Genomic DNA, 12,779 nt, shown 5'->3' on the forward strand with positions numbered 1-12,779 from the left:
TCACGCGACCGAGCATCAGTGCTCGCGTCGCCCTCACCCCACCCCTCTCCCGCAAGCGGGAGAGGGAGCGCGCTGCCGCTGGGGCGAGGCTTCCTCTTACTTTCAGCAGAAACAACAAGGGCCGGATCATCGTGATCCGGCCCTTTGTCTTTCCGCGCTACTCCCACTCCGTCATTGCGAGCGAAGCGAAGCAATCCAGTTCAGTGCACCGCGCTGGATTGCTTCGTCGCTTCGCTGCGCTCGCAATGACGAGCGAAAAACGAAATCCCTCACGCCTTCTGCAGCAGCCCTTCACTCTGCATCGCCGCCTGCACCTTCGGGCGGGCGGCGACGCGGGCCTTGAAGGCGGCGAGGTTGGGGTAGGAGGCGAGGTCGATCTTCATCCGGTCGCACCAGCTCAGGATCACGAACAGATAGCCGTCGGCGACCGTGAACGACGAGCCCATCAGATAGTCTTTGCCGGCGAGCTGCTTGTCGACATAGCCGAGGTGCCGGGCGATGCGGTCCTTGAAGAAATTCTTGGCGTCTTCGCCGAGTGTCGGGGCGAACAGCGGGCCGAAGCTCTTGTGCAGGTCGGTCGAGATGTAGTTCAGCCATTCCTGCAGCCGGTAGCGCTCCGGCGATCCGTTGGCCGGCGCCAGCTTGCCGGAGCCTTCCTTGTCGGCGATGAACTGCACGATCGCCGGGCCCTCGGTCAGCACCGAGCCGTCGTCGAGACCGAGCGCCGGCACCGAGCCCTTCGGGTTGATGGCCGCATAGTCCTCGCCGGTCTCCAGCTTCTTCGCCCGGATGTCGACCTTGACCAGGTCGAACGGCAGGCCGGCCTCGCTGAGCGCGATATGCGGCGACAGCGAACATGCACCGGGCGAATAATACAGCTTCATGGCAGGGGCTCCTCGGCGGGATTGGATTCAGGCGCGCGGGCGATTAAATGCCGGTGCATGGGCAAGTCAAGATTGATGCAGCTGCATACACTGGGTTACAGTCGCCGCGGATGGACGAACCGATGAAACGCAAGCCGTCGACCGAGGCCACTGCGGCCTGGGTCCGCCTGATGCGGGTCCGGAGCCGGGTGTTGGACGCTGTCGAGCAGGAATTGAAGAAGGCGGGCTTCCCGCCGCTGGCCTGGTACGACGCGCTGCTCGAATTGTCGCGCGCGCCGGGCGGCGAAATGCGCCCGGTCGAGCTCGAAAAGCAGATGCTGATCCCGCAATACTCCACCTCGCGGCTGGTCGACCGGCTGGTCGACGAGGGGCTGGTGGTGCGCCGTGAGTGCCGTAGCGACAAGCGCGGCCAGTTCGTCGAAATCACCGAGGCGGGCCGCGAATTGCAGAAGAAGATGTGGGCCGCCTATTCGGCGGCGATCGAAAAACACGTCGGCTCGAAATTGTCCGATGCCGACGCCGTCCGGCTGTGCGGGCTGCTCGACCGGCTCGGCTGCTCGTGCGACGGCTCCGCCGCTGCGCTTGATGCGCGAGACACCGCAGTCTCGCGATGATAAACAGCTCTCGCTTCGTGTTCGCGGTTGCTTCCGGCCGCGGCTTCCACCACCTCGCGTCGCCCGATCCCGCGCGCTTTTTCCGGACTTCCCATGGCGCGTGACCAGCTCGATATGACCCCGCTGAATTCGCGTGATGAACTCGTCGCGTGGATCGAAGCGGGCGTGAAATCGCCGGCCGAATTCCGCATCGGCACCGAACACGAAAAGACCCCGTTCACGCTCGACGGCCATCATCCGGTGCCCTACGAGGGCGCCCGCGGCATCGGCGCCCTGCTCGAAGGGATGCAGATCCTGCTCGGCTGGGAGCCGATCATGGAAGGCCCGCATATCATCGGGCTGCACGACGTCACCGGCGGCGGCGCGATCTCGCTGGAGCCGGGCGGCCAGTTCGAATTGTCGGGCGCGCCGGTCGAGACCGTGCACCAGACCCACGCCGAGCTGATGGCGCATCTGGCGCAGGTGCGTGAAGTGGCGACGCCGCTCGGGATCGGCTTCCTCGGCCTCGGCATGACGCCATCGTGGTCGCGCAGCGAAATCCCGGTGATGCCGAAGGGCCGCTACAAGATCATGACCAACTACATGCCGAAGGTCGGTCGTTACGGCCTCGACATGATGTACCGGACCTGCACGGTGCAGACCAATCTCGACTTTTCCTCGGAAGCCGACATGGTCAAGAAGCTGCGCGTCTCGGTCGCGCTGCAGCCGGTCGCGACCGCGCTGTTCGCCAACTCGCCGTTCACCGAAGGCAAGCCGAACGGCTTCCTGTCGTTCCGCTCCGAGATCTGGCGCGACACCGACAATGATCGCTCCGGCATGCTGCCGTGGGCTTTCGAGGACGGCATGGGATTCGAGCGCTGGGTCGACTACGCGCTCGACGTGCCGATGTACTTCGTCAAGCGCGGCGACAGCTATATCGATGTGGCCGGCTCGTCGTTCCGTGACTTCTTCGACGGCAAGAACGATAAGCTGCCCGGCGAGCGGCCGACGCTGTCGGACTGGGCTAATCATCTGTCGACGATCTTCCCCGAGGTGCGGCTGAAGCGGTACCTGGAAATGCGCGGCGCCGACGGCCAGCCGTGGGGCCGCCTGACGGCGCTGCCGGCGTTCTGGGTCGGCCTGCTGTACGACGACACCAGCCTCGACGCCGCCTGGGAGCTGGTCAAAGGCTGGAGCGCCGAGGAGCGCCAGGCGCTGCGGGACGAGGTGCCGCGGCTCGGCTTCAAGGCCAAGATCGGCAACCGCTTCCTGTTCGAAATCGCCAAGGAGTGCCTGGTGCTGGCGCATGCCGGGCTGCGCCGCCGCGGCCGTGTCGATCCAACCGGCCTCGACGAATCGCGGCATCTGGCGCCGCTCGACCGTATTCTCGACAACGGGCATACCCCGGCCGAGGAGATGCTCGAGAAGTATCAGGGTGCGTGGCGCGGCTCGGTGGAGCCGGCCTACGACGAATACGCGTTCTGAGCGCTGGCGGACCAAGACCGCGCTGGCCCGCGCCGTTCATCCGCCATACAGGTTGCCGGCCGTCAGATGGGCCGTGGGGCTGCGCTCCGGATTGGCCTGAGTTCCATCGGCCAAAGTTCCGGGCCTAACGCGAAAGCAAGTGTGAATGCGAAGCGGCCTGCTCAGGGCGTGTTTGCTCGTGCTCGCCGTGGCTGCGGCGGCGCTGTCGCCGCATGCGTCCCGTGCCCAAGCCAATATTGATCGCATCGGCGGCGATTACCTGCGCACGCCTGTGACCAGCGGCGACCCGGCCGAATGCGCGCTGATGTGCGAGCGCGACAAGCGCTGCCGGTCGTGGACCTTCAGCTATCCGCGCTCGCCCGAAGACGGTGCGATGTGTTGGCTGAAGAGCACGGTTCCGCCGCGCACGCCGAACTCGTGCTGCGTGTCCGGCGTCCGCGGTGCCGGCGTGCTGGAGCCGCGCAACGATTCCAACGAAGTTTCGATCGACCGCTTCGGCGGCGACTACCGCAATTTCGAACTGAAATCGGGCGAGGGTGACGAGGCTTGCAAGGCGGCCTGCGTCGACGAGCACAAGTGCCGGGCCTGGACCTATGCGCGTCCCGGCTATGTCGGCCGCAACGCCCGCTGTTTCCTGAAAAGCCAGATCAAGCCGCCGCGCCGCAAGGCCGGGTTCATCTCCGGCGTGGTGCGCTGAGGCGCAAAACGCTTGCGGCTCAATGCACCGCGGTGAAGAACCGCGCGACGCGGAAGCCGGAGAACCAATCGGTGACCGGCTGGCGGCGGACGCCGGGATTCCACGAGCCGACGATGGCATCGACCCGGCCGACCAGATCGTCGATCGGCAGCATGCCGACGCCGCCTTCGCTGACCGGCACGCGGCTGTCGGCGGAGTTGTCGCGATTGTCGCCCATTACGAACAGGTGGCCGGGCGGCACCGTGACCTCCCCCGTGTTGTCGAGCCGGCCATTGTCGTACAGCTTGAAGATCGGGTGGGCGACGCCGCCGGGCAGCGTCTCGATGTAGCGCGCGGCGGTCTCATACGAGCCGTTGTCGTCCTCGGCGCGGCCGACGCCGTCCGGCGTCACCTTGGCGGCGACGCCGTTGATGAACACTCGGCCGTTGTCGAGCTGCACCCGGTCGCCGGGCAGGCCGACTACGCGCTTGACCCAGACCTGCGAGCGATCGCCGGACCAGCGAAACACCACCACGTCGCCGCGGTGCGGCGTCGCGCCGAACACTCGCCCGCTTTCCGGGACCGACACATGGATCGGCAGCGAGGCAGCCGAATAGCCGTACGGATATTTCGAGGCCAGCAGCGCGTCGCCGATCAGCAGCGTCGGCTCCATCGAGCCGGACGGCACGTAGAACGGCTCGGCGACCGCGCCCTTGCCGACCAGCACGATCGCCACCACGGCGGCGAGCTGCGTCAGCTGCGAGCCCCAGCGCCGCGCGGTGCTCGCGGCCGTCTCCGTCTTCGTCGTCATCCGCCGGTGCCTCCGACCGTGATCCTGTCCATGCGCAGCGTCGGCTGACCGACACCCACCGGCACGCCCTGGCCGTTCTTGCCACAGGTGCCGATGCCGTCGTCGAGCTGCATGTCACTTCCGATCATGGAAATGCGGTGCAAATCGGTCGGACCGTTGCCGATCAGCATCGCGCCCTTCAGCGGTGCGCCGATCTTGCCGTTCTCGATCCGGTAGGCCTCGGTGCACTGGAACACGTATTTGCCTGACGTGATGTCGACCTGGCCGCCGCCGAAGTTCACCGCGTAGATGCCGTTTTTCACCGAGGCGAGGATTTCGGCCGGGTCGCGCTGGCCGGCCAGCATGTAGGTGTTGGTCATTCGCGGCATCGGGACGTGGGCATAGGACTGCCGGCGGCCGTTGCCGGTCGGCTTCATGCCCATCAGCCGGGCGTTCTGGCGGTCCTGCATGTAGCCGGTGAGGATGCCGTCCTCGATCAGCACGGTGCGGCTGGTCGGGGTGCCCTCGTCGTCGATCGACAGCGAGCCGCGCCGCGCCGAGATGGTGCCGTCGTCCACCACGGTGACGCCCTTGGCGGCGACCTGTTGGCCGAGTAGGCCGGCAAAGGCCGAGGTCTTCTTGCGGTTGAAATCGCCCTCGAGGCCGTGGCCGACCGCTTCGTGCAGCATCACGCCGGGCCAGCCGGGGCCGAGCACCACGTCCATCTCGCCGGCGGGCGCGGGCACGGATTCGAGATTGACCAGCGCCTCGCGCAGCGCGCCATCGGCGGCGTCACGCCACGCCTTGGTCTCGATGAACCGCGCATAGGGCTCGCGGCCGCCATAGCCTTTGGACCCGCTCTCCTGACGGTCGCCCTGGCCGGCGACCACCGAGACGTTGACGCGCACGAGCGGGCGGATGTCGCGGTAGCTCTCGCCGTCGGGACGCAGGATCTCGACCACCTGCCAGGTGGCGCCGACCGAGACCGACACTTGCCGCACCCGCGGATCCTTGTCGCGGATATAGGCGTCGATCTCGCCGAGCAGCTTGACCTTGGCCTCGAAGCCCGGCGCGTCGAGCGGGTTGTCGTCGCCGTAAAGCTGCACATTGGTGTGCGGCGGCGCCACCGACAGGCTGCCGCTGTAGTCGCCGCGCACCGCAGCGACCGCGTCCGCGGCGCGGATCAGCGCCGGCAGCGACACGTCGGAGGAATGCGCATAGCCGACCGCGTCGTCCTTAACGGCGCGTAAACCGAAGCCTTGCGCGGTGTCGTAGGTCGCCTGCTTCAGCCGGCCGTTGTCGAACGCCAGCGCCTCGGTCTGGCTGTATTCGAGAAACAATTCGCCATCGTCCGCCCCCTGCAGCCCCCGCGCGATCTCGCGCCTCACCTCGTCGCGATCGAGATTGGCGCGGTCGATGAGCGAGGTCTGGGCTGGGTTGGTCATGAGGTCCTGTTCCCGAAGTTGTTTGGATCACAAGATAGGCGGTCTGATCTGGTTCTGCGAGGGGTTGGCGGATTGGGGCGCACCGCGTTTGCAGGCCTCGGATCAATATGCCGTCATTGCGAGCGCAGCGGAGCAATCCAGCCTGTCTGCACCAAGCAGGGTCTCAGGGAGACGCATTCGCACCCAGATGCCTCGCTTGACAATATATCGTGCGCGATATAAATCGCGATCCATGAAGTCGCCCTCGACATCGTCACGCGCGCCGCGGCCGGCGGATAAGCTGAAGCTGGAGACCCAGCTGTGCTTTGCGCTGTATTCGACGCTGCTCGGGGTCAACAAGGTGTATCGGTCGCTGCTGCGCGAGCTCGACCTGACCTATCCGCAATACCTCGTGATGCTGGTGCTGTGGGAGAAGGATCAGGTCAACGTCTCGGAGATCTGCGATCAACTGTTTCTCGAAACCACCACGCTGACGCCGCTGCTGAAGCGGCTCGAAGCACGAGGGCTGATCCGGCGGCGGCGGTCGGCCGACGACGAGCGCCAGGTGATCGTGTCGCTGACCGACGAGGGACGGGGGCTGCGGGCGCGGGTCAAGCACGTGCCCGACTGCCTCGCCGCTGCGATGGGCTATTCGGGCGCCGAGATCGCCGAGCTGCGCGACCGGCTCACCGGCCTTCGTACCAATCTGTTTCGTAGCACCTGACCGAGGATGACGTTGAACAAGGCCAGCTCCACTTTGTCACCAGATATATCGTTCGCGATATAGCGTCGCACGATATTTATCTACCGCCTCTCTCCCACCTGAAAGGACCACACCATGTCAGTCGAGAAAGTTCTCTACCGCGCCACGGCCACCGCCACCGGAGGCCGCGACGGACGCGGCGTCAGCAGCGATGGCCATCTCGATGTCGCCCTGACCACGCCGAAGGAACTCGGCGGCGCCGGCGGCGACGGCACCAATCCGGAGCAGCTGTTCGCGGTCGGCTACTCGGCCTGCTTCCTCGGCGCGATGAAATTCGTCGCCGGGCGCGACAAGCTGCCGATCCCGAAGGACGTCAGCGTCACCGGTTCGGTCGGCATCGGCCCGATCCCGACCGGCTTCGGCATCGAAGTGGAGCTGAAGATCAGCCTGCCGGGCATGGATCCGGCCCAGGCTCAGACACTGGTCGATCGCGCCCACATCGTCTGCCCGTATTCCAACGCCACCCGCGGCAACATCGACGTGACGTTGACGCTGGTGTGAGGCCGCGTCGATCACGCGTGACGGTTTCAATAGCGTCTCGCCACAAAGATCGTCATGCCCGGGCTTGACCCGCCTGCGCGGCCGTAGCCGCTTCGACGCGGCGAAGGCCCGGGCATCCACGATTTCAAGCGAGGCCGTGCGTGTGTCCGTGGATGGCCGGGTCGGGCCCGGCCATGACGGCTATTGTGCGGAAACACAGCGCATCATAGCCGGCGCCGCGTGATGCGAGGCGACTATCGACTGTGGAATGGCGGCCGCGGACGTTAGAGTCCCGTGCCGTCCTACGGCAGCTTGTCGTAGCCTTCGCCGAGGCCGTTGAGGCTGAGCGGGAAGCCGATGCCTTCTTCCGGCGTTTCAAAGATGATGAAGGTCGCGGTCTTGGCGTTGCGCAGCTGGCCGAGCAGCTTGTCGTCCATCACCACTTCGGCGACGCAGCCGTTCGGCAGGCAGCGCACGAAGCCGGCGCGGCCGATGTCGGCGTTGTCGAGCTTGAGGCCGAGGCCCGACGGCAGCAGCACGCCGAGCGGCGCCACCACGCGCATCAGCTTGCTCTTCTGATCGGCGGTCTTGAGGATGATGACGGTGAGGCCGGCGTTGGAGCGGTCCTCCGCCACCACGCTCTGAATCAGCGCGCACTGCTCGGCCTTGGCGCCGGGCGGGGTGTCGCAGCGGATCTGCCAGTCACCATGCACCGACCTCACCGCGCCCTGGGCCTGCGCCGTGCTGCTGCCGGCCAGCGCCGCCAGCGCGATCAACCCGACCGCCAGCATGGCCCCGGACGCAGCGCGGCGGCTCGAGGCAAGGATTGGCGAAAGTCTGGCGAAGCCCATCAGAGATGTTTCCGAGGTGGTGACGGTTGAACGGGATGGTCGGCGGCGGGTTCCGACTGACCGGCAATGACGGCGCCATGAAGGCAGCGCGCGCGCCAGCGAATCAGGCTTCCGTGACATCCGGGTGCTTTGCCTACAGCGAGGGGCACATCTGTCAAGCCGGCCTCACAAGACTGACACGCTGTGTCAGCGGCACCGGACAAAATTCTTAACCGATGAGCAGGCCTGGGTTGTTTGCACGCGCGAACCCTCACTCCTGCATTGCGACGTCCCGAGAATTGTGATTTGAAAAGTAGAATAAGAAGCGTTCGCACTTAGGCTACGCTTTTGTGCCGAGCGCAATAAAACTGCACGGCCGGTCACGCCGATACGGCGGGCTCGCTGTGACAAGTCATAGGGAGCGCGGCGGCATGAAGGTGTCGAAGGGGCGTTTGGGGCGGTGGTCGCTGGGACTCGCGATCGCTTGCTGTGCGGCGGCGGTCGGCGGGACTGCATTCGCCGAGATGGGGCAGCCGGCCCCGTGGGAAGTTACCCTGCAACAACCCGCCTCTCCGGTAATGCAGAACATCGTCTGGTTTCACGGCTTCATGCTGTGGCTGATCACTCTGATCACGCTGTTCGTTCTGGCGCTGCTGGTGATCGTGGTGGTGAAGTTCAACGCCAAGGCCAACCCGGTCCCGTCGAAGACGACTCACAACACGCTGATCGAAGTCGCCTGGACGATCGTGCCGGTGCTGATTCTGGTCGCGGTCGCGGTGCCGTCGTTCCGCCTCTTGTTTCTCGAACTCGATATTCCGAAGCCGGACCTCACCGTGAAGGCGACCGGCAATCAGTGGAACTGGACCTACACCTATCCCGACGACAAGATCGAGTTCACCTCGATCATGCTGACCGATGAAGAGCGGGCCAAGATGAATCCGGTCCCGCCCCGTCTGCTCGGCGTCGACAACGAGATGGTGGTGCCGGTCGACAAGGTGGTGCGAATTCAGACCACCGCGGCCGACGTGATCCACTCCTGGGCGGTCCCGTCGTTCGGCGTGAAGATCGACGCCGTCCCCGGCCGTCTCAACGAAGCCTGGTTCAAGGCCACCAAGGAAGGCCGTTTCTACGGCCAATGCTCGGAACTCTGCGGCCGCGACCACGCCTTCATGCCGATCGTCGTCCGTGTGGTGAACGAACAGGAGTACGAAGCCTGGAAGAAAAAGCAGCAGGTCGCCTCGCGCATGCGTGACGATTCCTACGCCTCGGCCGCTTCCGCCACGCGCTAAGCGGCGGGATCGCAAGACGTCGAACGGAGACCGCAAGGTCTGAGGTTTTCAAGTCAGGATCTGAAGATGGCAATGGAAGCTGCAAGGGTCGCTCATTCCGAACACGCGCACGACGATCACGCGCATGCGCATCCGACCGGATGGCGACGCTATCTGTACTCGACCAACCACAAAGACATCGGGACGATGTATCTGGTGTTCGCCGTGATCGCGGGCATCATCGGCGCGGCGATGTCGATCGCGATCCGGGTCGAGCTGATGTTCCCCGGCATTCAGATCTTCCACAACACCCACACCTACAACGTGTTCGTCACGTCGCACGGCCTGATCATGATCTTCTTCATGGTGATGCCGGCGATGATCGGCGGCTTCGGCAACTGGTTCGTGCCGTTGATGATCGGCGCGCCGGACATGGCGTTCCCACGGATGAACAACATCTCGTTCTGGCTGTTGCCGGCCGCGTTCGCGCTGCTGATCATCTCGACCTTCGTCGAGGGCGAGCCGTCGTCGAACGGCGTCGGTGCCGGCTGGACGATGTATGCGCCGCTATCGACCATCGGGCATCCGGGGCCCGCCGTCGACTTCGCGATCCTGGCTCTGCATCTGGCCGGCGCATCGTCGATCCTCGGCGCGATCAACTTCATCACCACCATCTTCAACATGCGGGCGCCGGGCATGACCCTGCACAAGATGCCGCTGTTCGTGTGGTCGGTGCTGATCACCGCGTTTCTGCTGCTGCTGTCGCTGCCGGTGCTCGCCGGCGCCATCACCATGCTGCTGACCGATCGCAACTTCGGCACCACCTTCTTCTCGGCCGAAGGCGGCGGCGATCCGCTGCTGTTCCAGCATCTGTTCTGGTTCTTCGGCCACCCCGAAGTCTACATCCTGATCCTGCCGGGCTTCGGCATGATCAGCCAGATCGTGTCGACCTTCTCCAAGAAGCCGGTGTTCGGCTATCTCGGCATGGCCTACGCGATGGTGGCGATCGGCGTGATCGGCTTCGTGGTGTGGGCGCACCACATGTACACGGTCGGCATGTCGAGCACGACGCAGGCCTATTTCGTCGCCGCCACCATGGTGATCGCGGTGCCGACCGGCGTGAAGGTGTTCTCCTGGATCGCCACGATGTGGGGCGGGTCGATCGAGTTCAAGACGCCGATGCTGTGGGCGGTGGGCTTCATCTTCCTGTTCACCGTCGGCGGCGTCACCGGCGTGGTGCTGGCCAATGCCGGCGTCGACCGGGTGCTGCAGGACACCTACTACGTCGTCGCGCACTTCCATTACGTGCTGTCGCTCGGCGCCGTATTCGCGATCTTCGCGGGCTGGTACTACTGGTTCCCGAAGATGACCGGCTACATGTACAACGAGACCATCGGCAAGCTGCACTTCTGGCTCACCTTCATCGGCGTCAACATGGTGTTCTTCCCGCAGCACTTCCTCGGTCTGTCGGGAATGCCGCGGCGCTACGTCGATTATCCGGACGCGTTCGCCGGCTGGAATCTGGTGTCCTCGATCGGCTCCTACATCTCCGGCTTCGCCGTGCTGGTCTTCCTGTACGGAATGGCGCTCGCCTTCATCCGTAAGGAGCGTGCCGCCGACAATCCGTGGGGTGCCGGCGCCACCACGCTGGAGTGGACGCTGTCGTCCCCGCCGCCCTTCCATCAGTTCGAGGTGCTGCCGCAGGTGCGCTGAGGCCGGTGTTGGAACCTGCAACCGCCGCCGTTGTTGCGGCAGCGGATGCAGCTCGAAAGAAGAGGTGAGCCCGTGTCGGTCATCGACGTCAATCCGATCCCGCTTGCGCCCCGGATCTCCGAAGCCGGCGTCGCCGACTACATCGCCCTGCTGAAGCCGCGTGTGATGTCGCTGGTGGTGTTCACCGCCCTGGTCGGGCTGCTGATGGCGCCGGGGAGCTTCCATCCGGTGCTGGCGATCACCGCGATCATCTGCATTGCGGTCGGTGGCGGCGCCGCCGGCGCGCTGAACATGTGGTACGAGGACGACATCGACGCCAAGATGACGCGTACCGCCAACCGTCCGATCCCGCGCGGTCGGGTGACGCGGCCGGAGGCGCTGACCTTCGGCATGACGCTGGCGTTCTTCTCGGTGGTGACGCTCGGCATCCTGGTCAATTGGATCGCCGCCGCGCTGCTCGCCTTCACGATCTTCTTCTACGTCGTGATCTACACGATGTGGCTGAAGCGCTGGACCGCGCAGAACATCGTGATCGGCGGCGCCGCCGGTGCGCTGCCGCCGGTGGTGGCGTGGGCCTCGGTCACCGGATCGCTGGCGGTCGAGCCGATCCTGCTGTTCCTGATCATCTTCTTCTGGACGCCGCCGCATTTCTGGGCGCTGGCGCTGTTTCGGAACGACGACTACGCCCGTGCCGGCGTGCCGATGCTGCCGGTCGTCTCGGGTCCCGATCACACCCGGCTGCAGATCCTGCTCTACACCGTCGCGCTGGTCGCAGTGGCGGCGGCGCCGTGGCCGCTCGGGTACTTCGACGCGATCTATGGCGTGGCGTCGCTGGCGCTCGGCGGCTGGATGCTGGTGCTGGCGGTGCGGGTGTATCGCCATCGCTCCGGCAGCGCTGCGCTGCGCGCGACCCGCAATCTGTTCAAGTTCTCGATCCTGTATCTGTTCGCGCTGTTTGCGATCCTCCTGGTCGAGGTCGTCGCCGCGGCCGTGCTGCGGTTGATCGGTTGATGGAGGGCGCGATGGAGCCAGCTCATAAGACGCCGCCCGGTATCGTCCTCACCGATGCGCAGAAGAAGCGCCAGCGCGAACGCTCGATTGCGATCGCGGTGGCCCTCGGCGTGCTGGTGGTGCTGTTTTTCGCCGTGACGCTGGTCAAGGGACCGGCGGTACTGCACCGGCCGATGTGAGAAAGGTGCCGCCGATGTCGCCACCGCTTCCGCAGCAGCCGGCGCCGCGCCGCGGCCTCGGGCGCGACACGGCGGTGGCGGCGGCGTGCGGTCTGGTGGTCGCCCTGATGGTCGGGGCGTCGTTCGCGGCGGTACCGTTCTATAACTGGTTCTGCCGCACGACCGGCTTCAACGGCACCACGCAGGTGTCACGCGCTGCGCCGAGTTCGGCGCCGCTCGACCGCACCGTCACAGTCAGCTTCGATTCCAACGTCAACGGGCTGCCGTGGAAGTTCGAGCCGGAGCAGCGCGACATCGAGGTGCCGATCGGCAAGGTGGTGACGGTGTATTACCGCATCACCAATCTGTCGCGATCCGACACGGTCGGGCAGGCGGCCTATAACGTCACGCCGCTGACGGTCGGTTCCTACTTCACCAAGATCAACTGCTTCTGCTTCACCGAGCAGACGCTGGCGGCCGGCGAGAGCCGCGACATGCCGGTGGTGTTCTACATCGATCCGGCATTCGCCGCAGATTCGGAGAACGACACCGTCAAGACCATCACCTTATCCTACACCTACTACCCGGTGCGCGATCCGGCGCCGAAGCCGGTGGCTTCGAGCGAACCGGCACCGCGCAAGGGCAATCTCTGACAGGAAACGCAGCAACAAAAACGACCGGGACACGCATCACCATCCCGGAGG

The 12,779-nt window shown here is 65.4% G+C and carries 14 protein-coding genes; 10 read left to right on the plus strand and 4 right to left on the minus strand.

Features of this window, described 5'->3' with window-relative positions; genetic code table 11:
* Window positions 1-269 precede the first annotated feature (269 nt).
* Entirely contained in the window at window positions 270-884 is a 615-nt protein-coding gene (gstA, locus tag VRZ08_RS16730) for a glutathione transferase GstA (RefSeq protein WP_414533262.1), read from the minus strand.
* Between the two features lie 122 nt (window positions 885-1,006).
* Here gstA and VRZ08_RS16735 point away from each other — a divergent pair, with 122 nt between their 5' ends.
* From VRZ08_RS16735 to VRZ08_RS16745, 3 genes are all read left to right on the plus strand, one after another.
* Window positions 1,007-1,498 carry a MarR family winged helix-turn-helix transcriptional regulator gene (locus tag VRZ08_RS16735; protein WP_107357390.1) on the plus strand — a complete coding sequence of 164 codons (492 nt, stop codon included), beginning with the start codon at window positions 1,007-1,009 and terminating at the stop codon, window positions 1,496-1,498.
* Window positions 1,499-1,591: 93 nt separating this feature from the next.
* Window positions 1,592-2,962: a glutamate--cysteine ligase gene (locus VRZ08_RS16740; RefSeq protein ID WP_414533263.1), complete on the plus strand. Its 1,371-nt coding sequence runs from the start codon at window positions 1,592-1,594 to the stop codon at window positions 2,960-2,962.
* Window positions 2,963-3,107: 145 nt separating this feature from the next.
* Window positions 3,108-3,659, plus strand: a complete 552-nt coding sequence (locus VRZ08_RS16745; protein ID WP_107342996.1) for a PAN domain-containing protein — start codon at window positions 3,108-3,110, stop codon at window positions 3,657-3,659.
* A 19-nt stretch (window positions 3,660-3,678) separates the two neighbouring features.
* Here the strand turns inward: VRZ08_RS16745 and lepB are convergent, their stop codons facing one another.
* Together lepB and tldD are read right to left on the minus strand one after the other, a co-directional pair.
* Window positions 3,679-4,449, minus strand: a complete 771-nt coding sequence (lepB, locus tag VRZ08_RS16750; RefSeq protein WP_414533264.1) for a signal peptidase I — start codon at window positions 4,447-4,449, stop codon at window positions 3,679-3,681.
* The gene (gene tldD / locus VRZ08_RS16755) at window positions 4,446-5,873 is read right to left on the minus strand and encodes a metalloprotease TldD (RefSeq protein ID WP_107342998.1); all 1,428 of its coding nucleotides are present in this window, start codon (window positions 5,871-5,873) and stop codon (window positions 4,446-4,448) included. The genes lepB and tldD overlap by 4 nt, the downstream gene beginning before the upstream one ends.
* A gap of 232 nt (window positions 5,874-6,105) precedes the next feature.
* On the opposite strand from tldD, the gene VRZ08_RS16760 reads away from it, so the two are divergent.
* The gene (locus VRZ08_RS16760) at window positions 6,106-6,576 is read left to right on the plus strand and encodes a MarR family winged helix-turn-helix transcriptional regulator (RefSeq protein WP_414533265.1); all 471 of its coding nucleotides are present in this window, start codon (window positions 6,106-6,108) and stop codon (window positions 6,574-6,576) included.
* 114 nt (window positions 6,577-6,690) lie between these two features.
* Window positions 6,691-7,116 (plus strand): organic hydroperoxide resistance protein, encoded by a 426-nt coding sequence (locus tag VRZ08_RS16765; protein WP_414533266.1) that lies wholly within the window; start codon window positions 6,691-6,693, stop codon window positions 7,114-7,116.
* A 281-nt stretch (window positions 7,117-7,397) separates the two neighbouring features.
* Here VRZ08_RS16765 and VRZ08_RS16770 read toward each other — a convergent pair whose 3' ends face one another.
* On the minus strand, window positions 7,398-7,946 hold the full coding sequence (locus VRZ08_RS16770; RefSeq protein WP_107354283.1) for an invasion associated locus B family protein: 549 nt from the start codon (window positions 7,944-7,946) through the stop codon (window positions 7,398-7,400).
* Window positions 7,947-8,356: 410 nt separating this feature from the next.
* On the opposite strand from VRZ08_RS16770, the gene coxB reads away from it, so the two are divergent.
* The 5 genes from coxB to VRZ08_RS16795 all read left to right on the plus strand — a co-directional run bounded on the left by coxB (window position 8,357) and on the right by VRZ08_RS16795 (window position 12,728).
* Window positions 8,357-9,214 (plus strand): cytochrome c oxidase subunit II, encoded by an 858-nt coding sequence (gene coxB, locus VRZ08_RS16775; protein ID WP_107354284.1) that lies wholly within the window; start codon window positions 8,357-8,359, stop codon window positions 9,212-9,214.
* A 66-nt stretch (window positions 9,215-9,280) separates the two neighbouring features.
* Entirely contained in the window at window positions 9,281-10,906 is a 1,626-nt protein-coding gene (ctaD, locus tag VRZ08_RS16780) for a cytochrome c oxidase subunit I (protein WP_107354285.1), read from the plus strand.
* 72 nt (window positions 10,907-10,978) lie between these two features.
* On the plus strand, window positions 10,979-11,917 hold the full coding sequence (locus VRZ08_RS16785; RefSeq protein WP_263990613.1) for a heme o synthase: 939 nt from the start codon (window positions 10,979-10,981) through the stop codon (window positions 11,915-11,917).
* An 11-nt stretch (window positions 11,918-11,928) separates the two neighbouring features.
* Window positions 11,929-12,096, plus strand: a complete 168-nt coding sequence (locus VRZ08_RS16790; RefSeq protein WP_012494516.1) for a hypothetical protein — start codon at window positions 11,929-11,931, stop codon at window positions 12,094-12,096.
* Between the two features lie 14 nt (window positions 12,097-12,110).
* Entirely contained in the window at window positions 12,111-12,728 is a 618-nt protein-coding gene (locus VRZ08_RS16795; RefSeq protein ID WP_414533267.1) for a cytochrome c oxidase assembly protein, read from the plus strand.
* The last annotated feature ends 51 nt before the right edge of the window (window positions 12,729-12,779 follow it).

This window comes from Rhodopseudomonas sp. G2_2311 (assembly GCF_047501505.1).
Taxonomy (GTDB): domain Bacteria; phylum Pseudomonadota; class Alphaproteobacteria; order Rhizobiales; family Xanthobacteraceae; genus Rhodopseudomonas; species Rhodopseudomonas palustris_H.

Bases quoted from the DNA above. Each gene is read 5' to 3' on its own strand.
- gstA (WP_414533262.1), bottom strand. From the start codon at position 884: ATGAAGCTGTATTATTCGCCCGGTGCATGTTCGCTGTCGCCGCATATC.
- VRZ08_RS16735 (WP_107357390.1), top strand. From the start codon at position 1,007: ATGAAACGCAAGCCGTCGACCGAGGCCACTGCGGCCTGGGTCCGCCTG.
- VRZ08_RS16740 (WP_414533263.1), top strand. From the start codon at position 1,592: ATGGCGCGTGACCAGCTCGATATGACCCCGCTGAATTCGCGTGATGAA.
- VRZ08_RS16745 (WP_107342996.1), top strand. From the start codon at position 3,108: ATGCGAAGCGGCCTGCTCAGGGCGTGTTTGCTCGTGCTCGCCGTGGCT.
- lepB (WP_414533264.1), bottom strand. From the start codon at position 4,449: ATGACGACGAAGACGGAGACGGCCGCGAGCACCGCGCGGCGCTGGGGC.
- tldD (WP_107342998.1), bottom strand. From the start codon at position 5,873: ATGACCAACCCAGCCCAGACCTCGCTCATCGACCGCGCCAATCTCGAT.
- VRZ08_RS16760 (WP_414533265.1), top strand. From the start codon at position 6,106: ATGAAGTCGCCCTCGACATCGTCACGCGCGCCGCGGCCGGCGGATAAG.
- VRZ08_RS16765 (WP_414533266.1), top strand. From the start codon at position 6,691: ATGTCAGTCGAGAAAGTTCTCTACCGCGCCACGGCCACCGCCACCGGA.
- VRZ08_RS16770 (WP_107354283.1), bottom strand. From the start codon at position 7,946: ATGGGCTTCGCCAGACTTTCGCCAATCCTTGCCTCGAGCCGCCGCGCT.
- coxB (WP_107354284.1), top strand. From the start codon at position 8,357: ATGAAGGTGTCGAAGGGGCGTTTGGGGCGGTGGTCGCTGGGACTCGCG.
- ctaD (WP_107354285.1), top strand. From the start codon at position 9,281: ATGGCAATGGAAGCTGCAAGGGTCGCTCATTCCGAACACGCGCACGAC.
- VRZ08_RS16790 (WP_012494516.1), top strand. From the start codon at position 11,929: ATGGAGCCAGCTCATAAGACGCCGCCCGGTATCGTCCTCACCGATGCG.
- VRZ08_RS16795 (WP_414533267.1), top strand. From the start codon at position 12,111: ATGTCGCCACCGCTTCCGCAGCAGCCGGCGCCGCGCCGCGGCCTCGGG.